The sequence below is a fragment of the Streptomyces sp. NPDC051909 genome (assembly GCF_040681095.1).
Classification (GTDB): domain Bacteria; phylum Actinomycetota; class Actinomycetes; order Streptomycetales; family Streptomycetaceae; genus Streptomyces.
The window spans coordinates 535,034-554,949 of the sequence record NZ_JBFAYA010000002.1; the positions used below are offsets into that span (position 1 = coordinate 535,034).

The following is a 19,916-nucleotide window of genomic DNA, read 5'->3' on the forward strand; positions in this document are numbered from 1 at the left end:
CCGGGCCGGGTGCCCGTCCCGCAGGCAGCCGGACGGGCGCTCTGCCGAAGCGGCACCGTCCGCCACGGGCTAGCCTGAACCCGGCAAGCGGGACGAGCATTCACGTACCGGCCCGAATCGTGCGGCACGGAGGAGGCGCGAGCATGGCGGCAGGCGCCCCCCGGGTCTTCGTCTCCCATCTCGCCGGCGTCCCGGTCTTCGACCCCGTGGGCGACCAGGTCGGCCGGGTCAGCGATCTGGTGGCCATGCTGCGGGTGGGCCGACGCCCGCCGCGGCTGCTCGGCATGGTCGTCGAGGTGCTGTCGCGCCGCCGGGTCTTCGTGCCGATGACCCGGATCACCGGCGTCGAGTCCGGCCAGGTCATCACCACCGGTGTCGTCAACATGCGGCGCTTCGAACAACGCCCCACCGAGCGACTGGTGCTCGGCGAACTCCTCGACCGGCGGGTGACGCTGGTGGAGACCCGTGAGGAGGTCACCGTCCTCGACGTGGCGATCCAGCAGCTGCCGGCCCGCCGCGACTGGGAGATCGACAAGGTCTTCGTACGGCGCGGCAAGGGCGGGGCGCTTCGCCGCAAGGGCGAGACGCTGACCGTCGACTGGTCCGCCGTCACCGGCTTCTCCCTGGAGGAGCACGGGCAGGGCGCCGAGAGCCTGGTCGCCACCTTCGAGCGGCTGCGCCCCGCCGACCTCGCCAACGCGCTGCACCACCTCTCCCCCAAGCGGCGCGCCGAGGTGGCGGCCGCTCTCGACGACGACCGGCTCGCGGACGTCCTGGAGGAGCTGCCGGAGGACGACCAGATCGAGATCCTGGGCAAGCTGAAGGAGGAGCGGGCCGCGGACGTCCTGGAGGCGATGGACCCGGACGACGCGGCCGACCTCCTGAACGAGCTGCCGGAGGACGAGAAGGAGCGGCTGCTGACCCTGATGCAGCCGGACGACGCGGCCGACGTGCGTCGGCTGATGGCGTACGAGGAGCGGACCGCGGGCGGTCTGATGACGACCGAGCCGATCGTGCTGCGGCCGGACGCCACGGTCGCCGACGCGCTGGCCCGGGTCCGCCAGCAGGACCTCTCCCCCGCGCTCGCCGCGCAGGTGTACGTGTGCCGGCCGCCGGACGAGACCCCGACGGGCAAGTACCTGGGCACGGTGCACTTCCAGCGGCTGCTGCGGGACCCGCCGTTCACGCTGGTCAGCGCGCTCGCGGACACCGATCTGCCGCCGCTCGGCCCGGACACCCCGCTGCCCGCCATCACCAGCTACTTCGCCGCGTACAACCTGGTGGCGGCGCCGGTGGTGGACGAGAGCGGCTCGCTGCTGGGCGCGGTCACGGTGGACGACGTGCTCGACCACCTGCTGCCGGACGACTGGCGCGAGACGGAGTTCCACGAGGAGGGGGTGGCCGGTGGCTGAGCGCGCGCAGGAGCGGGACCGCGAGCGGGACCGGGACCGGGAGCGCACGCTGCCCCGGATCCGGCTCGACCTGCCGCGCGAGCGGCGCGCCCGGCTGCTGCCGGAGTACGACCCCGAGGCCTTCGGGCGGCTCTCGGAGCGGATCGCCCGCTTCCTGGGGACGGGCAGGTTCCTGGTCTGGATGACCCTGACGGTCGTCGTCTGGATCGGGTGGAACGTCTTCGCGCCGTCGGCGCTGCGGTTCGACGAGTACCCCTTCATCTTCCTGACGCTCGCGCTGTCCCTGCAGGCCTCGTACGCGGCTCCGCTGATCCTGCTCGCGCAGAACCGGCAGGACGACCGGGACCGGGTCAACCTGGAACAGGACCGCAAGCAGAACGAGCGTTCGATCGCCGACACCGAGTACCTGACCCGGGAGATCGCGGCGCTGCGGATGGGCCTGGGCGAGGTGGCCACCCGCGACTGGATGCGCTCGGAGCTCCTCGATCTCCTGAAGGAGTTCGAGGAGCGACGGATCTCTCATCCCCTACGAGCTGATGGTTCAGAACCGACGCGCTAAATCGCCGTACCATCTCTCTGTGACTCCTCCCCTCCCTGAGGAGGGGCTTCTCACTTGAACGCGTACGCGTCCTCATGACGGACAAGCCCTGCCCGGCGCCGAATGGCGCGAGTGGGAGCCTAGTGGCGAAGGAAGACGGATGACTGCCGATAGGTCGGGGTTCACCCCAACGACTGACGCGGTGCGCGAAGCACTAGCGACGGTGAACGACCCCGAGATCAACAAGCCGATCACCGAGCTCGGCATGGTGAAGTCGGTGGAGATCGGTGACGACGGCAAGGTCGCCGTCACCGTCTACCTCACGGTCTCCGGCTGCCCGATGCGCGAGACGATCACCCAGCGCGTGACGGACGCCGTCTCCCGGGTCGAGGGCGTCACCGGCGTCGACGTCTCCCTGGACGTGATGAGCGACGAGCAGCGCAAGGAGCTCGCGTCGGCGCTGCGCGGCACCACCGCCGAGCGCGAGGTCCCGTTCGCCAAGCCGGGCTCGCTGACCCGGGTCTACGCGGTGGCGTCCGGCAAGGGCGGCGTCGGCAAGTCCTCGGTGACGGTCAACCTGGCGGCGGCGATGGCCGCCGACGGTCTGAAGGTCGGTGTCGTGGACGCCGACATCTACGGCCACAGCGTGCCGCGCATGCTGGGCGTGGACGGGCGTCCGACCCAGGTCGAGAACATGATCATGCCGCCGTCGGCGAACGGCGTGAAGGTCATCTCGATCGGCATGTTCACCCCGGGCAACGCGCCGGTCGTGTGGCGCGGCCCGATGCTGCACCGCGCGCTCCAGCAGTTCCTCGCGGACGTGTACTGGGGCGACCTGGACGTCCTCCTCCTCGACCTGCCGCCGGGCACCGGTGACATCGCGATCTCCGTGGCCCAGCTGGTGCCGAACGCGGAGATCCTGGTCGTCACGACCCCGCAGCAGGCGGCGGCCGAGGTCGCCGAGCGGGCCGGCGCGATCGCCGTGCAGACCCACCAGAAGATCGTCGGCGTGGTCGAGAACATGGCGGGCCTGCCGTGTCCGCACTGCGACGAGATGGTCGACGTGTTCGGCACGGGCGGCGGCCAGCTGGTCGCCGACGGCCTGACCAGGACCACCGGCGCGACCGTCCCGGTGCTCGGCTCGATCCCGATCGACGTGCGCCTGCGCGAGGGCGGCGACGAGGGCAGGCCGGTCGTCCTGGCCGACCCCGACTCCCCGGCCGGCGCGGCCCTGCGCACGATCGCGGGCAAGCTGGGCGGCCGCCAGCGCGGCCTGTCGGGCATGAGCCTGGGCATCACGCCGCGGAACAAGTTCTGACCGCTCGACGGTACGTACGGCGAAGGGCGCCCCGCGCGAGTCGCGGGGCGCCCTTCGGCGTGTCCACGGCTCCGTCAGGCGTACGCGCCGAGGTCCTTCACCCGCGCGAACCCGAGCCCGTACGCGCTCATCCCCCGCCCGTACGCGCCGATGTGCACGCCGTCCGCCGAGCCGGCGAGGACCCAGCCGAACTCGGACTCGCGGTAGTGGAAGGGCACCGGGACGCCGTCCACGGGCAGCGAGAGGGTCGCCCAGGCGGGCCCGTCGAGGTCGTCGGCGAGCTCGAAGGCGGTCTCGGTCTGCTGGTCCAGCCAGTTGTCACGCAGGGCGTGGTCGAGCTGTGCGGGCCAGGTGTGGGCCAGGAGACCCGAGCCGGCCAGCCAGGCCGCCGAGGAGACCGTGGTGGCGTCCAGGACGCCGGTGCCGTCGCCGGTGCGGCGCACGGGGTTGGCGGCGACCGTCACGACGACCGCGAAGCGCTCCTTCTCGGTGCCCGCGCCGCCGGCCTCGGACTTTATCGACGGCTCGTCACCGTGGCCCATGGAGCCGTGCTGCACGGTGCCGTCCGCCGCCGTGCCGATCTGCATCAGCCGGCGGGGTCCGGTGAACGCCTCGTCGAGCCCGTACCAGGCGAAGGGTGCGCGCAGAAAGCCGTCGGCTTCCACCCGACTCGTCGTCTTCATCTCGGCCGCCTCCTCGTTCAGTCAACAGAGGGAGGATAGCCACCGCTGCGGGGTGGTTCGGTGACAGGGCGTCGTCACCGCCGGTGGGACGGCGCGTCAGGTCGCGTCGTAGTCGTACGGCGGGCGCTCGGCGTTGTCCGGCTTGTCCTGCTTCTTGAGGAGGTCCGGCTTGCCGCCGGTGACCGCGGGAGCGGACGAGGAGGACGGGGACGACGGCTGGGACTCGCGGCCGTGGACCGCGTCGGCGACCTCGTTCATCTCCTTCTTGAGGTCGAAGGTCGAGCGGAGCTCGTTCAGCTCCTTGAAGTCCTCGTTCTCCGCGAGCTGCTTGCGGATGAAGTTCTTGGGGTTGAGGTCCTCGAACTCGAAGTCCTTGAACTCCGGGCCCAGCTCGCTGCGGATGTCGGCCTTGGCGCTGTCGGAGAACTCGCGGATCTTGCGGATGAAGCGGGAGACGTCCTGGATCACCTTCGGCAGCTTGTCGGGCCCGAAGATGAGCACGGCGAGCACCACGAGCGTCACCAGCTCGAGTGCGCCTATGTCGCTGAACACCCTGTAGCTCCTTCTCGCCGGTCCCGGGCGGCCCGCTCCACGGTACCCGCCGAAACTGTCCGGCGGGTACCGCGTGGTGTCCTCCACATGGCCACTGGGCGGTCCCTCAGGTGCCCGTGGAGGAGCCCAGGGTCAAGGTCTTTGTCTGCTCTTTGCCGTTACGGGTCAGGGTCAGCTTCAGCTTGTCCCCTGGGCGGTGGGAGCGGATCTTCACGATCAGTTCCTCGCCGCTGTGGACGCGCTGGCCGTCGACCTTGGTGATGATGTCGCCGGGGCGGATGCCGGCCTTGTCGGCGGGGCCGGCGGCGGTGACCGAGGGGGTGTCGCCCTTGCCCTTGTCGCCGACCCGGGCGCCGTCGCCGGTGTAGGCCATGTCGAGGCTGACGCCGATGACCGGGTGGGTGGCCTTGCCGGTGTTGATGAGCTCCTCGGCGACCCGCTTGCCCTGGTTGATCGGGATGGCGAAGCCGAGGCCGATGGAGCCGGACTGACCGCCGCCGCCCTCGCCGTCGGAGCCGCCGCCGGCGGCGCGGATGGCGCTGTTGATGCCGATGACCCGGCCCTGCCCGTCGACCAGCGGGCCGCCGGAGTTGCCGGGGTTTATCGGTGCGTCGGTCTGGAGGGCGTCGACGTAGCTGACGTCGCTGCCGTCGCCCTTCTCGCCGCCGGCGGTGATCGGCCGCTCCTTGGCGCTGATGATGCCGGAGGTGACCGTGTTGGAGAGGTCGAAGGGTGCGCCGATGGCGACGACCGGGTCGCCGACGCGGACGCTGTCGGAGTTGCCGAGCGCGAGCGGCTTGAGACCGGAGACACCGCGGACCTGGATCACCGCGAGGTCGTAGCCGGTGTCGCGGCCGATGAGCTTGGCGCGGGCGGTCTCGCCGTTGCTGAAGGTGACGGAGATCTCGCCGGAGGAGGCCGCCGCGTCCACCACGTGGTTGTTGGTGAGGATGTGGCCGCGGGTGTCGAGCACGAAGCCGGTGCCGGTGCCGGAGGAGCCGCTGCCGCTGACGTGGATGGTGACGACACTGGGCAGGGCGCTGGCTGCGATCCCGGCGACGCTGCCGGGGGCGCGGCCGGTGTCGGCGGGCCCGGCCTGCGGCAGTTCGACGGTGCTGAGGCCGCCGTTGCGCTCGATGTACGCGCCGACGCCGCCGCCGACGACACCGGTGACGAGCGCGAAGGCGAGCGCGCCGACCAGGGCGAGGCCGCGCCGGGGCTTGCGGGGCGCCTTGTCCTCGACCACGAGCGACTGCGTGAGCGGCTGGGCGCTCCAGGGGTCGTACGCGGGCGCGGGCGACGGCACCGCCATGGGTACGGGCGCGGGCGCGGACATGGGCGCGGGCGGCTGGACCGGGGGCGCGGGCGCCCAGGGGCCCGGCTCGCCGTAGGGCGGCGTCCGGTAGGGATCGGGAGCGTGCAGCGGCTGCTGCGCCGCCGGAGGTACGGGTACGGGCGCGGGCTCCGTCTCCTGGACCGGCGCGGGTACGGGCTCGGGCGCCGGTTCCGGCTCAGCCGCGGGCTCGGGGGCCGGGGCCCCGAGGGCCGCCGGGGCGGCGAGGGTGAAGTCGGCGTCGTCCGCCCCTTCGGGCGGTGCGGCGGGCGCCGTCGGTGCGATGGTCGACGGCCGGCTCCACCAGGTCGGCTTCCCGTTCTTCATGCTCTCCCCGCAACGCATCCCTGTCCGCGCCGCCCGTGTCGCCGGGCGGCGCGCCCCTGCCCCTGGATTCAACCAGGTTGGAATTGAACCAGGTCGCGGGTCAGGGATGGGAGGGGCCGGGGGCCGGGGTGGGCGTCGGGGAGCCGGTGGGGAGCCCCGGCACGTACGAGAGCCGGAGCGCCGGGCTCATCGGGCGGACGAGCGGGGCCAGTTCGAGGCGGGCCGGGATGACCGTCGGAGGCGCGGCCGCGGGGGTCGTCTCGCGGCGCGAGCCGGAGGCGAAGGTCGCGGGCGCCCGCAGCGGTGTGACATTGCTGCCGGTGCCCTGGCCGCCGCGCGGGGTGTCGATCGACAGGGTGCTGCTCAGGGCGATCGCCGCGAAGGAGACCGCGCTGGCCGCCGCGAAGGCGAAACGCCGTCCGCGTCCGGCGGAGCGCTCGCCGACCGCGTGGATGGGGAAGCCCCCGTCCGGGGTGACGGGCCGGGCGGTGGCGAAGCCGTCGGCGCGCACGCCGCCGCCCCGCAGCAGGTCGTCGAAGGGTCCCCCCTGGTCAGGCGGTCCCCCCGGCAGCCCCTGGAGCCGCGCGAGCAGCCCCTCGGAGGGGGCCGGGGGCGCGGAGGAGGCGAAGACGCTCTTCAGGGTGCGCTGGGCGTCGGCCTCGGCCTTGCAGCGCGCGCAGGTCGCGAGATGGGCGAGGACCCGCTCGCGGGCGTCATGACCGAGCTCGCCGTCGACGAGCGCGGCGAGCCGGTCCCCGAGATGGTGTTCCGCGAGCCGCTGCGCCTCGGGGGACGCCGGGGTCGCGGACGGACGTGTGGAGCTCACGCTGTTCCGCCCTCCCAGCCGACGGCGGCGAGGGCCCGCTCCGCGCGCGCCTCGGGCGAGCGGTGCTTGAGCGCCTTGCGCAGGTGGGAGCGGCCGCGGTGGATGCGGCTGCGGACGGTGCCGAGCTTCACGCCGAGGGTCGCGGCGATCTCCTCGTACGAAAGGCCCTCGATGTCGCAGAGCACGACCGCGGCACGGAACTCGGGCGCGAGGGTGTCCAGGGCCTGCTGCACGTCGGCGTCGAAGTGCGTGTCGTTGAACGCCTGCTGCGGGGACGGCTCGCGGCTCGGCAGCCGCTCGGCGGCGTCGTCGGCGAGCGCGTCGAAGCGGATCCGCTGCTTGCGGCGGACCATGTCCAGGAACAGGTTGGTGGTGATCCGGTGCAGCCAGCCCTCGAAGGTGCCCGGCGTGTAGGACGACAGCGAGCGGAAGACCCGGACGAAGACCTCCTGGGTCAGGTCCTCGGCGTCGTGCTGGTTGCCGGTCAGGCGGTAGGCGAGCCGGTAGACCCGGGCGCTGTGCGTGCTGACGATCTCCTCCCAGCTGGGCGGAGTCCACGCCTGCGATTCCGCATCCGATGCGAAGGTCGCGGTGGTGGGTGCGGAATCGGCGGTGCGGGAACGGTCAGCGGTGTCGGTCACGGATTTCGGCTCACCCGCCGACCCGAGAAGGCGTCGCAGCACCCCTCTCCGATCCACAGGCGCAGCCGCACCTCCCCTGTCGGCTCTGGTGGTGTCCAGTGGAGCCCCTACCATAGCCACCTCGCCCGTTAGCTCCGGATAAGAATCTTTACGCGAATTTGGGGCGGGCCCGTGTCGCCGTCCCGCTCGCTTCCCGTCAGGAGGAACGCGCGGTCCCATCTGCGGGTTCCCGCGCACAGCGGATACAGTCGACGCCATCGTCGACTACGGCGTCCAAGACGGGGACAGGAGAGGGCCATTACCGCCAACCGGCAGACGAGTTTGGCGTTCGCCGACGCCTATGTCGCCGAGGACGAGGCGCTGCGCTGGGCCCGTGACCGGGCCCGGGAGGCAGGGCTGCCCTCGGTGTCTTCGGGCACCGGCGCCGCCCTGCGCCTGCTGGCCGCGACGGCGGACGCCAAGGCGGTGGCGGAGATCGGCACGGGTACCGGGGTCTCCGGGATCTATCTGCTCCTCGGGATGCGCCCGGACGGGGTGCTGACCACGGTGGACGTCGAGCCGGAGCGGCAGGCGCACGCGAAGGCGGCGTTCCGCGCGGCGGGTTTCGCGGGCAACCGGGCGCGGTTCATCCCCGGCCGCGCGCTCGACGTGCTGCCGCGGCTCGCGGACGGCGGATACGACCTCGTCTTCTGCGACGGCGACCGTCTCGAGCTGCTCGACTACCTCGCTGAATCGTTGCGCCTGCTGCGCCCCGGCGGCCTGGTCTGCTTCGAGGGCGTCTTCGCCGACGGCCGTACGGTGGACTCGGCGGCCCAGCCGGCCGAGGTGCAGCGGATACGGGAACTGCTGCGCACGGTGCGCGAGAGCCGTGAGCTGCTGCCCACGCTGCTGCCGGTGGGCGACGGCCTGCTGTGCGCGGTCCGCCGCGGCGTCTGAGCAGCGCCTCTCACACCTCGTACCGGCCGTACCGGCCGTACCGACCGTACCGGCCGTACCGACCCCGAGAACCCGGCCCCCGACACACCACTGCCCCGGTGCGGTGGGTACCGTACCGGGGCAGAAGCGGGAAAAACGCTACGGGGGCGTCAGCCGACGACGTCCTTCAGGGCGTCGCCGAGTGCCTTCGCCTCGTCCGGGGTCAGCTCGACGACGAGCCGGCCGCCGCCTTCGAGCGGAACGCGCATGACGATGCCCCGCCCCTCCTTGGTCACCTCGAGCGGGCCGTCACCCGTCCGCGGCTTCATGGCCGCCATGCTCGTTCCCCTTCCGCAAAACCAGCTCATCGTCAGCATCGAACACGATTGCTTCCCGGTCATTATCCCGCATCACAGGACCCGATGACCAACATCAGCAGGCATCGCTTCCGCAACGCGCTTTCACAAAGGCGCACATTTCGCCGATCCACCTGCGATACTTCGCCGCCGCCGGTCGGCGCCCGGGGGACGATTCTTTGACGCAGCTCACACGCTCGGACCGGGCGATCGGTGGGTGATCTCCGCCATGCTGAGCCCTGTCAGCGACGCGAAGACGCGAAGGGATCCCGATGGCCGACACGGTGCTGTACGAGGTGAGCGACGGGCTCGCCACCATCACGATCAACCGCCCCGAGGCGATGAACGCGATGAACGTGGCGGCCAAGGTGGCCCTGCGCGACGCGGCCGAGGCGGCCGCCGCCGACCCGGCCGTCCGGGCGGTGCTGCTCACGGCGGCCGGCGACCGCGCGTTCTGCGTGGGCCAGGACCTCAAGGAGCACGTGGGCCTGCTGCTCCAGGACAAGGAGTCCGGCACGCAGCACACCATGAACACGGTGCGCGACCACTACAACCCGATCGTGAAGGCGCTCACCGGGATGGCGAAGCCGGTCGTCGCGGCCGTGAACGGCGTCGCGGCCGGCGCGGGCTTCGGCTTCGCGCTCGCGGCGGACTACCGGATCGTCGCAGACACCGCCTCCTTCAACACCTCCTTCGCCGGCGTGGCGCTCACCGCCGACTCGGGCATGTCGTGGACGCTGCCCCGCCTGATCGGCCAGAGCCGGGCCGCCGACCTGCTGCTCTTCCCGCGCTCGATCAGCGCCCAGGAGGCGTACGAGCTGGGCGTCGTGAACCGGCTCGTCGCGCCGGACGCACTCGCCGAGGAGGCCGCGAAGCTGGCCCGCAAGCTGGCCGAGGGCCCGACCGTCGCCTACGCGGCCCTGAAGGAGTCGCTGGCGTACGGCGCGGACCACTCGCTCGCCGAGGCCCTGGAGAAGGAGGACGAGCTCCAGACGAAGGCGGGCGCCTCGGCGGACCACACGATCGCGGTGCAGGCCTTCATCGCGAAGGAGAAGCCGAAGTACCTCGGCCGCTAGCCCCCGCCTTCCGGGCGGGCCGCCGCCCGGCACCGCGCGCGATGCAGCCCTCGACGTGGTCGTCGACCAGGCCGCAGGCCTGCATCAGCGCGTACGCCGTGGTCGGGCCGATGAAGCGCAGCCCGCGCTTCTTCAGGTCCTTCGACAGGGCCGTGGACTCGTCCGTGACCGCCGGGACCTCGGCGATCGTGGCCGGGGCCGGGCGGGTCGCCGGATCCGGCGCGTACGACCAGATCAGCGTGTCCAGCTCGCCGGGCTCCCAGCCCGCGAGCACCTTCGCGTTGGCGAGGGTGGCGTCGATCTTCGCGCGGTTGCGGATGATGCCCTCGTCGGCGAGCAGCCGCTCCCGGTCGGTGTCGGTGAACCGGGCCACCTCGGCGATCCGGAAGCCCGCGAAGGCCTTCCGGAAGCCCTCCCGGCGGCGCAGGATCGTGATCCACGACAGGCCGGACTGGAAGGCCTCCAGGCACAGGCGCTCGAAGAGCGCGTCGTCACCGTGGACCGGGCGGCCCCACTCCTCGTCGTGGTACGCCACGTAGTCCTCGGTGGACAGGCCCCAGGGGCAGCGCGGCAGGCCGTCGGGCCCCGGGACCGCCGTGCCCTCGCTCACGCCTCCTCGCCCTCCCCGCCCTGCTCGCGCTGCTCGCCGTTCGCGCGGGCGCCGGCGAGCGCGGTCTCCAGGTCGGCGATACGGGCGTCGCGCTCGGCGAGCTCGGCGCCGAGCCGGCCGAGGACGTCGTCCACGTCCGCCATCCGGTAGCCCCGGGGGGCGACCGGCAGGCGCAGCGCCTCGACGTCGGCCTGGTCGACCGGGCGGCCGGCGGGCAGCGGATCGACCAGCTGCTGGGGCGCCACCTCGGGCAGCACCTCGCTGTCGCCGCCTCCGACCACCGCCAGGGTGACCGCCGCGACGACGACCACCATCGTGATCAGCAGAAACCAGAACACCTGCGCGCCTTTCCCCGAGCGTGTTTCCCCGCGTGGAAAACGTCCGGTGCCGATCGTGCCATGTGCCGACGACGGTTAGGGTCGCAAGACGACGCAGGCGAGCTGCCGCGAGGGAGGACAAAAGGGATGCTCCGCTTGGGACGGCGTGAATTCGGGCCGCACGAGCCGGTGATCATGGCGATCGTGAACCGGACCCCGGACTCCTTCTACGACCAGGGGGCCACCTTCCGGGACGAGCCGGCGCTCGCCCGGGTCGAACAGGCCGTGGCCGAGGGCGCGGCGATCATCGACATCGGCGGGGTCAAGGCGGGCCCCGGCGAGGAGGTCACCGCCGAGGAGGAGGCCCGGCGCACGGTCGGCTTCGTGGCCGAGGTGCGGCGCCGCCACCCGGACGTGGTGATCAGCGTGGACACCTGGCGGGCGGACGTCGGCGAGGCGGTCTGCGAGGCCGGCGCGGACCTCCTGAACGACGCGTGGGGCGGCGTCGACCCGCGGCTCGCGGAGGTGGCGGCGAAGTACGGCGCGGGCCTGGTGTGCACGCACGCGGGCGGCGCGGAGCCGCGGACCCGGCCGCACCGGGTCACGTACGAGGACGTGATGGCCGACATCCTGCGCGTCACGGTCGGGCTCGCGGAGCGGGCCGTGTCGCTGGGCGTGCGGCGCGACGGGATCATGATCGACCCGGGCCACGACTTCGGGAAGAACACCCGCCACAGCCTGGAGGCGACCCGCCGGCTCGGCGAGATGGCGGAGACGGGCTGGCCGGTGCTCGTGTCGCTGTCCAACAAGGACTTCGTCGGCGAGACGCTGGACCGGCCGGTGAAGGAGCGGGTGCTCGGGACGCTGGCGACGACGGCGGTGTCGGCGTGGCTCGGGGCGCGGGTGTACCGGGTGCACGAGGTGGCGGAGACGCGGCAGGTCCTGGACATGGTGGCGACGATCGCGGGGCACCGCGAGCCGGCGGTGGCCCGACGAGGCCTGGCGTAGCGGGCCGGACCGGGGGGGGCGCCGCAGGGGCGCCCCCCCCCACACACAAGGCCTGGCCCTACCGCCCGACCTCCTTGGACACCAGCGCCACCGCCTCCTCCACGTCGTCCGTCACGTGGAAGAGCAGCAGGTCCTGCTCGGACGCCTTGCCGCCGCCGACGACGGAGTCGCGCAGCCAGTCGACCAGGCCGCCCCAGTACTCCGTGCCGAAGAGCACGATCGGGAAGCGGGTGACCTTGCGGGTCTGGACGAGGGTGAGCGCCTCGAAGAGCTCGTCGAGGGTGCCGAGGCCGCCGGGCAGGACCACGAAGCCCTGCGCGTACTTCACGAACATCGTCTTGCGGACGAAGAAGTAGCGGAAGTTCACGCCGATGTCGACGTGCGGGTTGAGGCCCTGCTCGAAGGGCAGCTCGATGCCGAGGCCGACCGAGATGCCCTTGGCCTCGCGGGCGCCCCGGTTCGCCGCCTCCATGGCGCCGGGGCCGCCGCCGGTGATCACCGCGAAGCCGGCCTGCACGAGGGCGCGGCCGAGCTTGACGCCCGCCGCGTACTCGGGCGATTCGGGCTTGGTACGGGCCGAGCCGAAGACGCTGATGGCGCTGGGCAGTTCGGCGAGCGCGCCGAAGCCCTCGACGAACTCGGACTGGATCCGCATGACCCGCCAGGGGTCGGTGTGCACCCACTCCGAGTCGCCCTCGGTGTCGAGCAGCCGCTGGTCCGTGGTGCCGGCCTGCACCTGGTCACGGCGCCTGATCACCGGTCCCAGCCGCTGCTCCTCGAGCTTCTTCGGCTCTTCGGGTACGCCCATGGCCTGCTCCTCTCACCGTTCCACTGATCGACCGGGGTTGATCGTCCGGTCCGGTCAGGGTAGGTCCACGGAGGTGACGAAAAGCGAAATTACGGGAATCATTCCGTCAGCCAGTCGCGGAGCCGTGCCTCGCAGTGGTGGATCCTCTCGACGTGCACGTGCTCGTCGCGCTTGTGCGCGTAGAGCGGGTCGCCCGGCCCGTAGTTGACGGCGGGGACGCCGAGGGCGCTGAAGCGGGCGACGTCGGTCCAGCCGAACTTGGGCATGGCGTTGCCGCCGACCGCCTTCATGAAGGCCGCGGCGGCCGGGTGGGAGAGGCCGGGCAGCGCTCCGGGGCTCTCGTCGTCGACCTCGATGGAGGTGACGCCGCAGTCCGCGAAGACCTCGTGGACGTGGGCCAGGGCCTGCGCGACGGAGAGGTCGGGGGCGAAGCGGTAGTTGACGGTGACCACGCACTCGTCGGGGATGACGTTGGTGGCGACACCGCCCTCGATGCCGACCGCGTTGAGGCCCTCGTGGTACTCCAGGCCGTCGATGACCGGCTTGCGCGGCTCGTACGCGGCGAGCCGGGCCAGGATCGGGGCGGCGGCGTGGATGGCGTTGGCGCCCATCCAGGAGCGCGCGGAGTGGGCCCGCTCACCGACCGTGCGCAGCTTGACCCGCAGCGTGCCCTGACAGCCGCCCTCGACCTGCCCGAAGGAGGGCTCCAGGAGCACGGCGAAGTCGCCGGCGAGCCAGTCCGGGTGCGCGTCGGCGATCTTGCCGAGGCCGTTGAGGTGGGCGGCGACCTCCTCGTTGTCGTAGAAGACGAAGGTCAGATCGCGGTTGGGCGCGGGGACGGTGGCGGCGATCCGCAGCTGGACGGCGACGCCGGACTTCATGTCGGAGGTGCCGCAGCCCCACAGCACGCCGTCCTCGTCGAGCCGCGAGGGCACGTTGTCGGCGATCGGCACCGTGTCGATGTGGCCGGCCAGGACCACGCGCTCGGAGTGGCCGAGGTTCGTGCGGGCCACCACGTTGTTGCCGTGGCGGTCGACGGTGAGGTGCGGCAGGCCGCGCAGGGCGCGCTCGATCGCGTCGGCGAGCGGCTGCTCGGTTCCGCTGACGGAGGGGATGTCGACCAGGGCGGCGGTCAGCGCGGCGCCGTCGAGCGAGAGGTCCAGCGAGGGGGCCGGAGCGGGTTCCGAAGGAGCGGTGTCAGCCATGTGTCGACCCTAACGCGGCCTCCAGTACGGTGGGGCGCGTGTCCGAGCCCACCCGCCTCTCCCGTCCCGCCCGCCGCGGCCGCGCCGCCCGGTTCGCGGCGGGCCTCGCCGTGCTCCTCGGCCTGGTCGCGTACGTGACGGTGCACTACGTCACGGGCAGCAAGGGTGCGCCCCGGTGCACCATCGGAAGCGGGTCGAACCGGTACGAATTCACTCCGGAGCAGGCCTCGAACGCCGCGACGATCGCGGCCGTGGGCACCAGCCGCGGGCTCCCGGAGCGCGCGGTGACGATCGCGCTCGCGACCGCGCTGCAGGAGTCGGCGCTGCGGAACATCGAGCACGGCGACCGCGACTCGCTCGGCCTGTTCCAGCAGCGCCCGTCGATGGGCTGGGGCACGCCGGAGCAGATCCTGGACCCCGTGTACTCGTCGGGGAGGTTCTACGAAGGCCTGGAGAAGGTTCCGGGCTATTCGCGGCTGCCGCTGACAGTGGCGGCGCAGAAGGTGCAGCGCAGCGGCTTCCCCCAGGCGTACGCGAAGCACGAGCCGGACGCCACGCTCCTCTCGGCGGCCCTCACCGGCCGCGCCCCGGCCGCGCTCACCTGCACGGCGGACGTGAAGGAGGGCCGCCCCGGCGACCCCGCCCGCATCCGCGCCGAACTGATCCGCGCCTTCGGCGAGGAGACGGCGCCGAAGCCGGTCACCCCGGGCGCCGGCTCCGGCGCCGCGGCGGGCGGCGCGGCGGTCACCGCTCCCCCGGTGGAACTCTCCGTCCCGGTCCGCCCCACCACCGCCACCCGCGACCGGCGCGGCTGGGAACTGGCCCAGTGGGCGGTCGCCCGCGCCGGCGAACTCCGCATAGCGGAGGTCTCCTTCGGAGACCACGTCTGGATCGCCGACGACGCCTCGGGCGACTGGTCCCCGGCCCGTTCGAAGTCCACGGACGGCTCGACGGTCCGCATCCGCCTGGCGCGCTAGCGCCCCGGCCGCCTCCCCATCCCCACTGGTCACACTTGCGACCCGTCACCCGGACGTGTCACACGCCCGGCGTGGCGGCGAGGCCCGCGGGGAGCCCTCCCGGCGTCCGGCATGCCTCCGCAAGATCCTTGGGGCGCAAGGGGAGTGACGGTTCGGCACACCGTCGCGAACCGTCGCGTTCGTCCGCTTTCCTCCCCGCCCGACAATCGTACGCATTACCCAGTCTTTACCTTCGGCGTCCGCAACCTCCCCCGCCCCGGGGCCGGTTGTCACCGCGTACACGTCCTCTCGTCGAAGGAGCACCATGTCCCTCCCCCTGACCCGTCGGATCGCCCAGGCCGCCCTGCTCATCGCGGCCGGAGCAGCCCCCGTGGTCGCGGCGGCCGGCTCCGCGAGCGCCGCGGACCAGTCGCTCGCGCCGACCGGCGCCCTGACGGGTCTGACCTCCCTGGACAAGGCCGGTGCCGAGGGCGCCCTCGGCACCGCGACCGGCGTCGCGAACAAGGTCCCCGCCACGCAGAAGCTCACCGGCGCCACCGACCAGGCGACCGACACCGTCGGCCAGACCACGGGCGCCGTCACCGAGAAGGCCGAGGCCCCGACGGGCGGCGCGCTGAGCACGCTGCCCACCGGCCAGCTGCCGACCAGCGGTCTGATGGGCGGCCTGCCGATCGGCGGCTGATCACGGTCACGGCACACGCGAAGGCCCCCGGAGAGCGATGCTCTCCGGGGGCCTTCGCACATCCGTCAGCCCAGCCGCTTCACGGCCGCCTCGACCCGCTCGTCCGTCGCCGTGAACGCCACCCGCACGAAGCGCTCCCCGGCCTCGCCGTAGAAGTCGCCGGGCGCCACCAGGATGCCCTTCTCCGCCAGGTACGCCACCGTCTCCCAGCACGGCTCGTCCCGCGTCACCCACAGGTACAGGCTGGCCTCGCTGTGCTCGACCCGGAAGCCGTGCGCCTCCAGGGCCGCCCGCAGAACCGCGCGCCGCGCCGCGTACCGCCCGCGCTGCTCCGCCACGTGCGCGTCGTCGCCGAGCGCGGCGACCGTCGCGGCCTGCACCGGGGCGGCGGTCATCATGCCGCCGTGCTTGCGGATCTGCAGCAGCTCGCCGAGGACCGCCGCGTCACCGGCGACGAACGCCGCGCGGTAGCCCGCCAGGTTGGAGCGCTTGGACAGCGAGTGGACGGCGACGATCCCCTCGTACGAGCCACCGCACACGTCCGGGTGCAGCACCGAGACCGGGTCGGCCTCCCAGCCCAGCTCCAGGTAGCACTCGTCGGAGACGACGAGCACGCCGTGCTCGCGCGCCCACGCCACGATCCGGGTCAGCTCGTCCTTGCCGAGCACCTTGCCGGTCGGGTTGGACGGCGAGTTGAGCCACAGCAGCTTCAAACCGGCCGGGTCGAGATCCGTGGTCGGGTCCTCGTAGACGACCGGCGTCGCGCCGCACAGCCGCGCACCCACCTCGTACGTCGGGTAGGCGAGCCGCGGGTACGCCACGACGTCCCCCACCCCGAGCCCCAGCTGGGTCGGCAGCCAGGCCACCAGCTCCTTGGAGCCGACCACCGGCAGCACGTTCTCGTGCACCAGCCCGACCGCGCCCAGGCGCCGCCCGCACCAGCCGGTGAGCGCGTCCCGCAGCTCCTTCGTACCCCACACCGTGGGATAGCCCGGCGAGTCCGCCGCCGCCACCAGGGCCTCCTGGATCAGCGCGGGGACCGGGTCGACGGGGGTGCCCACGGACAGGTCCACGATCCCGTCCGGGTGGGCGGACGCGGTCGCCTTGTAGGGCTCCAGCCTGTCCCAGGGGAAGACGGGCAGGCGCGAAGAGACGGGGGCGCTCACGGTGGGGCTCACTTCCTCGTACGTACGGAGAACACAACGGTCCCGTACAGCGGCGGCGACGCCGTACGGGACCGAGGGTGGTTGTTCAGTGGTGATCGTCCGATCAGCCGTTCTGCGGCGGCAGGGCGGCGATGAAGGGGTGGTCGCGCTCGATCAGTCCGAGCTTGGAGGCACCACCGGGCGAGCCGAGCTCGTCGAAGAACTCGACGTTCGCCTTGTAGTAGTCCTTCCACTCCTCCGGGGTGTCGTCCTCGTAGAAGATCGCCTCCACCGGACAGACCGGCTCACAGGCCCCGCAGTCGACGCACTCGTCCGGGTGGATGTACAAGGACCGCTGGCCCTCGTAGATGCAGTCGACGGGGCACTCCTCGATGCACGCCTTGTCCTTGACGTCGACACAAGGCTGCGCGATGACGTAGGTCACGCTGTCGTTCCTCCTCGATAGGGCTGGTCTGCGCGGGAGCGCGGTGTCGTCGATGCCCGCCCCTAGTATCTCCGTTCTTGGGGACGATCCGAACAGGAGGGGCTCAGAAGCTGTGGAATTCACCGGTGGAGGACGGCTCGAGGTCCGCATTACGGCGGCTGACGTGGGAAAACGCGTCTCTGTTCGGTACGTGACGGAGTCGGCCGCCCCGGGTGAGAAGTTCACCGACGCGGTCGGGGTTCTCACATCATGGGACGCGGGTGTGCTGCTGATCACACGCAGGACCGGTGAACCCGTCCGGATCGCGGAATCCGCCCTCGTCGCCGGCAAGGCCGTCCCCGCCGCCCCGGCCCGCCGCCGGGGTCCCGCCGCCACCTTCCCGGAGCTCGCCCGCGCCGCCGCCCGCGCCTGGCCGCCGCTGGAGAGCGAGCCGCTCGGCGAGTGGACCCTGCGGGCCGCCGCCGGATTCACCCGCCGGGCCAACTCCGTGCTGCCGCTGGGCGATCCGGGCCTCCCACTCGACGCCGCCCTGGAGCGGGTACGGGACTGGTACGCGGCCCGCGACCTGCCCGCGTTCATCCAGACCGCCACCGGCGCGGCGGACACCCAGGAGCTGCTCAGCGCCGAACTGGACCGGCGCGGCTGGACCCGCGAGGTCACCGCCGAGCTGCGCATCGCGGCGCTCGCCCCGATCGGCGACCTCGACGCCGACATCTCGGCGGTACGGGTCGGCCGCGGCTTCGACGAGGCCTGGCTGCGCCGCTACCAGCGCTTCGGCGAGCCGGGCCCGCACGTCACGAAGGTGCTGGAGGGCGGCCCGAGTGTGTGGTTCGCGTCCGTACCGGGCACTGGAGACAACGCGGGGGACGTTCCGGCGGCGATCGGGCGCCTCGTCGTGGACGGCCGCTGGGCCGGCTTCATGGCGGTCGAGGTCGACCCGGAGCAGCGGCGACGCGGCCTGGCGACCTCCGTCATGACCGCGCTCGCCCGCCGGGCCCTCGACGAGGGCGCCTCGGCGGCCTGGCTCCAGGTGGAGTCGGACAACCACGGCGCCCGGGCGCTGTACGACGGGATGGGCTTCACCACCCATCACCACTACCACCACTACCGATGGACGGGCGCGTGACGGACGACGACGACGGCGGCGGAGTCGGCGACGGTACGGAAGACGCCGGCGGCGTCACCGACTGGCGGCGGGAGTTCGCCGAGGAGGCCAGGTCCGAGCGGCCCGACCTCGCCCGACTGTGCCTGCTCCTGTGCGCCGTCGCCGACCCGACCGTCACCGAGGCCGACCTCGACGAGGCCGAGATCGAACTCGACCGGCTCGCCGGGCTCGTCCCGTACGGGACACACGGCGCCGACGCGTGGGTCGCGGCCCTCGCGGACCTCCTCGGCCGCCGCGAGGGCTTCCAGGGCGTGCCCGCGGACTACCAGCGCCTGGAGTCCTCGCTGCTCCACGAGGTGCTGCGGACCCGGCGCGGCCTGCCCATCCTGCTGTCCGTGGTCTGGATGGAGGTGGCCCGCCGGGCCGGAGCACCCGTGTACGGCCTCGGGCTGCCCGGCCACTTCGTCGTCGGCTTCGGCGACCCCGCCGACCTCCACCTCGCCGACCCCTTCGCCGGCGGCCGCGCGATGACCGGCACCGACGCCGAGCTCCTCGTCACCGGCGCCACCGGCGAGGCCCTCGACCCCTCGATGCTGCGCCCCGCGACCCCGCCGGCCATCGTGCTGCGTGTCCTCAACAACATCCGCGCCTGGGCCTCCGCCCGCCCCGAACGCTCCGACGTCGCCCTCCTGGCCGTCGAGCTCTCCCTGCTGCTCCCCTCCCACCCCGCCCGCCTCCGCTACGAGCGCGCGGAGCTGCTCGTCCAGCGCGGCGACTTCCTGACGGGAGCGGCGGAGATGGAGGCCTACGCGACGATCATGGACGCCGTCGAACCGAGCGCCGCAGAGACGATCCGCCGCCGCGCGAAGGCGGCGCGGGCACTGCTGAACTAGGCCGTGTCTTTTCGGATCAGGCCGGATCAGCGAGCGGCTCCCCCAGAGCTTCGCCTGCGAGTACCCCCAGCGCCGTGGATCGCAGGCGGCGGTGGGGTACTCCCCCTGGCTTCGCCGGTGGTACCCCCACCCCGGCCGCAAGGCCGGGGCGGAAGCGAGGGGGACATCGGCGGCCGACGACAACGCGGCGTGGGGGTCCGCCCGGGCCCGCAGGGGCCCAGGGGGAGTGCCGTGCCGGGCGTCGCGGACCTAGGCGGCGGATCGGGCGCGGATCCGCCGCACGAGCCCCACCGTGATGGCGACCCCCATGATCGCGAGCCCGGCGGCGGCGAGGGGAACGAGGCGCAGGCCGATGCCGCTGAGCATCAGCAGCGATCCTGCGCTGTCGAACAGGTCGATACGGGCCGCGGTCCGCTCCACCGGGTCGCCACCGCGCATCCGACGCACCACGGGCACGAGGCCGAGCAGGTTCAACACCACGAGGCCGAGGGCGATCCAGCGAACCCAATCAGGTATCTCCACAGGCGCAACCTACCGCCGGAGGCGCTCGGGGTGGTGGGCCTTGCAGGCTTCTGGTGTGGCCGCCCTCTCTCCGAGTGTGGCCCCCTCCACCACCGCCTCAAGGGCGCTCCCTTCGGTCGCGTCGCTGCGCGATGGCCTGCGGCCACCCTTGACCCGGTGTCTCCGGGAGCCTTTACACACTCGGAGGGCGGCCGGGGGCCCGGCCACGCGGAAAGCCCCGGG

23 protein-coding genes are annotated in these 19,916 nt (G+C 72.7%); 10 read left to right on the plus strand and 13 right to left on the minus strand.

The window, feature by feature from the left end:
* Positions 1-143: 143 nt before the first annotated feature.
* From AB0M18_RS05380 to AB0M18_RS05390, 3 genes are all read left to right on the plus strand, one after another.
* Complete coding sequence (locus tag AB0M18_RS05380; protein ID WP_365755455.1) at positions 144-1,412, plus strand: CBS domain-containing protein; 1,269 nt, start codon at positions 144-146, stop codon at positions 1,410-1,412.
* A gap of 49 nt (positions 1,413-1,461) precedes the next feature.
* On the plus strand, positions 1,462-1,971 hold the full coding sequence (locus tag AB0M18_RS05385; RefSeq protein ID WP_365755500.1) for a DUF1003 domain-containing protein: 510 nt from the start codon (positions 1,462-1,464) through the stop codon (positions 1,969-1,971).
* A gap of 139 nt (positions 1,972-2,110) precedes the next feature.
* Positions 2,111-3,268: an Mrp/NBP35 family ATP-binding protein gene (locus tag AB0M18_RS05390; protein ID WP_365755456.1), complete on the plus strand. Its 1,158-nt coding sequence runs from the start codon at positions 2,111-2,113 to the stop codon at positions 3,266-3,268.
* A gap of 74 nt (positions 3,269-3,342) precedes the next feature.
* On the opposite strand, the gene AB0M18_RS05395 is transcribed toward AB0M18_RS05390, so the two are convergent.
* The 5 genes from AB0M18_RS05395 to sigE form a co-directional block, all read right to left on the minus strand.
* Positions 3,343-3,951 carry a hypothetical protein gene (locus AB0M18_RS05395; protein WP_365755457.1) on the minus strand — a complete coding sequence of 203 codons (609 nt, stop codon included), beginning with the start codon at positions 3,949-3,951 and terminating at the stop codon, positions 3,343-3,345.
* 96 nt (positions 3,952-4,047) lie between these two features.
* Positions 4,048-4,503: a sec-independent translocase gene (locus AB0M18_RS05400; RefSeq protein WP_365755458.1), complete on the minus strand. Its 456-nt coding sequence runs from the start codon at positions 4,501-4,503 to the stop codon at positions 4,048-4,050.
* A gap of 106 nt (positions 4,504-4,609) precedes the next feature.
* On the minus strand, positions 4,610-6,163 hold the full coding sequence (locus tag AB0M18_RS05405) for a trypsin-like peptidase domain-containing protein (protein ID WP_365755459.1): 1,554 nt from the start codon (positions 6,161-6,163) through the stop codon (positions 4,610-4,612).
* A gap of 100 nt (positions 6,164-6,263) precedes the next feature.
* Positions 6,264-6,989 (minus strand): zf-HC2 domain-containing protein, encoded by a 726-nt coding sequence (locus AB0M18_RS05410; protein WP_365755460.1) that lies wholly within the window; start codon positions 6,987-6,989, stop codon positions 6,264-6,266.
* The gene (gene sigE, locus AB0M18_RS05415; protein ID WP_365755461.1) at positions 6,986-7,744 is read right to left on the minus strand and encodes an RNA polymerase sigma factor SigE; all 759 of its coding nucleotides are present in this window, start codon (positions 7,742-7,744) and stop codon (positions 6,986-6,988) included. The genes AB0M18_RS05410 and sigE overlap by 4 nt, the downstream gene beginning before the upstream one ends.
* 207 nt (positions 7,745-7,951) lie before the next feature.
* Here sigE and AB0M18_RS05420 point away from each other — a divergent pair, with 207 nt between their 5' ends.
* Complete coding sequence (locus tag AB0M18_RS05420; RefSeq protein WP_365755462.1) at positions 7,952-8,566, plus strand: class I SAM-dependent methyltransferase; 615 nt, start codon at positions 7,952-7,954, stop codon at positions 8,564-8,566.
* A gap of 149 nt (positions 8,567-8,715) precedes the next feature.
* Here AB0M18_RS05420 and AB0M18_RS05425 read toward each other — a convergent pair whose 3' ends face one another.
* Positions 8,716-8,883 carry a DUF3117 domain-containing protein gene (locus AB0M18_RS05425; protein WP_205628308.1) on the minus strand — a complete coding sequence of 56 codons (168 nt, stop codon included), beginning with the start codon at positions 8,881-8,883 and terminating at the stop codon, positions 8,716-8,718.
* 290 nt (positions 8,884-9,173) lie between these two features.
* On the opposite strand from AB0M18_RS05425, the gene AB0M18_RS05430 reads away from it, so the two are divergent.
* A complete protein-coding gene (locus AB0M18_RS05430) occupies positions 9,174-9,977 on the plus strand; it encodes an enoyl-CoA hydratase-related protein (RefSeq protein ID WP_365755463.1) in 804 nt (267 codons plus the stop codon).
* Here AB0M18_RS05430 and AB0M18_RS05435 read toward each other — a convergent pair.
* Both AB0M18_RS05435 and AB0M18_RS05440 read right to left on the minus strand, forming a co-directional pair.
* Positions 9,940-10,587 carry a DNA-3-methyladenine glycosylase I gene (locus AB0M18_RS05435; RefSeq protein ID WP_365755464.1) on the minus strand — a complete coding sequence of 216 codons (648 nt, stop codon included), beginning with the start codon at positions 10,585-10,587 and terminating at the stop codon, positions 9,940-9,942. The genes AB0M18_RS05430 and AB0M18_RS05435 overlap by 38 nt on opposite strands.
* Complete coding sequence (locus AB0M18_RS05440) at positions 10,584-10,925, minus strand: DivIVA domain-containing protein (RefSeq protein ID WP_365755465.1); 342 nt, start codon at positions 10,923-10,925, stop codon at positions 10,584-10,586. The genes AB0M18_RS05435 and AB0M18_RS05440 overlap by 4 nt, the downstream gene beginning before the upstream one ends.
* A 126-nt stretch (positions 10,926-11,051) precedes the next feature.
* Here AB0M18_RS05440 and folP point away from each other — a divergent pair, with 126 nt between their 5' ends.
* Positions 11,052-11,912, plus strand: a complete 861-nt coding sequence (folP, locus tag AB0M18_RS05445) for a dihydropteroate synthase (protein WP_365755466.1) — start codon at positions 11,052-11,054, stop codon at positions 11,910-11,912.
* Between the two features lie 58 nt (positions 11,913-11,970).
* On the opposite strand, the gene AB0M18_RS05450 is transcribed toward folP, so the two are convergent.
* Both AB0M18_RS05450 and dapE read right to left on the minus strand, forming a co-directional pair.
* Complete coding sequence (locus tag AB0M18_RS05450; protein WP_365755467.1) at positions 11,971-12,720, minus strand: TIGR00730 family Rossman fold protein; 750 nt, start codon at positions 12,718-12,720, stop codon at positions 11,971-11,973.
* Positions 12,721-12,818: 98 nt separating this feature from the next.
* Positions 12,819-13,925, minus strand: coding sequence for a succinyl-diaminopimelate desuccinylase (gene dapE / locus AB0M18_RS05455; RefSeq protein ID WP_365755468.1), 1,107 nt, complete (start codon positions 13,923-13,925; stop codon positions 12,819-12,821).
* 38 nt (positions 13,926-13,963) lie between these two features.
* Between dapE and AB0M18_RS05460 the strand changes: the two genes are divergently transcribed.
* Positions 13,964-14,902 (plus strand): hypothetical protein, encoded by a 939-nt coding sequence (locus tag AB0M18_RS05460; RefSeq protein ID WP_365755469.1) that lies wholly within the window; start codon positions 13,964-13,966, stop codon positions 14,900-14,902.
* Between the two features lie 304 nt (positions 14,903-15,206).
* Entirely contained in the window at positions 15,207-15,584 is a 378-nt protein-coding gene (locus AB0M18_RS05465; protein WP_365755470.1) for an ATP-binding protein, read from the plus strand.
* 65 nt (positions 15,585-15,649) lie between these two features.
* Here AB0M18_RS05465 and dapC read toward each other — a convergent pair whose 3' ends face one another.
* Entirely contained in the window at positions 15,650-16,750 is a 1,101-nt protein-coding gene (gene dapC / locus AB0M18_RS05470; RefSeq protein WP_365755471.1) for a succinyldiaminopimelate transaminase, read from the minus strand.
* 103 nt (positions 16,751-16,853) lie between these two features.
* Positions 16,854-17,174 carry a ferredoxin gene (gene fdxA, locus AB0M18_RS05475; RefSeq protein ID WP_010474859.1) on the minus strand — a complete coding sequence of 107 codons (321 nt, stop codon included), beginning with the start codon at positions 17,172-17,174 and terminating at the stop codon, positions 16,854-16,856.
* A 112-nt stretch (positions 17,175-17,286) separates the two neighbouring features.
* Here fdxA and AB0M18_RS05480 point away from each other — a divergent pair, with 112 nt between their 5' ends.
* On the plus strand, positions 17,287-18,300 hold the full coding sequence (locus AB0M18_RS05480; protein ID WP_365755472.1) for a GNAT family N-acetyltransferase: 1,014 nt from the start codon (positions 17,287-17,289) through the stop codon (positions 18,298-18,300).
* Entirely contained in the window at positions 18,297-19,172 is an 876-nt protein-coding gene (locus AB0M18_RS05485; RefSeq protein ID WP_365755473.1) for a transglutaminase-like domain-containing protein, read from the plus strand. The genes AB0M18_RS05480 and AB0M18_RS05485 overlap by 4 nt, the downstream gene beginning before the upstream one ends.
* A 249-nt stretch (positions 19,173-19,421) precedes the next feature.
* Here the strand turns inward: AB0M18_RS05485 and AB0M18_RS05490 are convergent, their stop codons facing one another.
* Positions 19,422-19,694: a hypothetical protein gene (locus tag AB0M18_RS05490; protein WP_365755474.1), complete on the minus strand. Its 273-nt coding sequence runs from the start codon at positions 19,692-19,694 to the stop codon at positions 19,422-19,424.
* Positions 19,695-19,916 lie beyond the last annotated feature (222 nt).

Bases quoted from the DNA above. Each gene is read 5' to 3' on its own strand.
- AB0M18_RS05380 (WP_365755455.1), top strand. From the start codon at position 144: ATGGCGGCAGGCGCCCCCCGGGTCTTCGTCTCCCATCTCGCCGGCGTC.
- AB0M18_RS05390 (WP_365755456.1), top strand. From the start codon at position 2,111: ATGACTGCCGATAGGTCGGGGTTCACCCCAACGACTGACGCGGTGCGC.
- AB0M18_RS05395 (WP_365755457.1), bottom strand. From the start codon at position 3,951: ATGAAGACGACGAGTCGGGTGGAAGCCGACGGCTTTCTGCGCGCACCC.
- AB0M18_RS05405 (WP_365755459.1), bottom strand. From the start codon at position 6,163: ATGAAGAACGGGAAGCCGACCTGGTGGAGCCGGCCGTCGACCATCGCA.
- sigE (WP_365755461.1), bottom strand. From the start codon at position 7,744: ATGGTAGGGGCTCCACTGGACACCACCAGAGCCGACAGGGGAGGTGCG.
- AB0M18_RS05425 (WP_205628308.1), bottom strand. From the start codon at position 8,883: ATGGCGGCCATGAAGCCGCGGACGGGTGACGGCCCGCTCGAGGTGACC.
- AB0M18_RS05430 (WP_365755463.1), top strand. From the start codon at position 9,174: ATGGCCGACACGGTGCTGTACGAGGTGAGCGACGGGCTCGCCACCATC.
- folP (WP_365755466.1), top strand. From the start codon at position 11,052: ATGCTCCGCTTGGGACGGCGTGAATTCGGGCCGCACGAGCCGGTGATC.
- AB0M18_RS05450 (WP_365755467.1), bottom strand. From the start codon at position 12,720: ATGGGCGTACCCGAAGAGCCGAAGAAGCTCGAGGAGCAGCGGCTGGGA.
- dapE (WP_365755468.1), bottom strand. From the start codon at position 13,925: ATGGCTGACACCGCTCCTTCGGAACCCGCTCCGGCCCCCTCGCTGGAC.
- AB0M18_RS05465 (WP_365755470.1), top strand. From the start codon at position 15,207: ATGTCCCTCCCCCTGACCCGTCGGATCGCCCAGGCCGCCCTGCTCATC.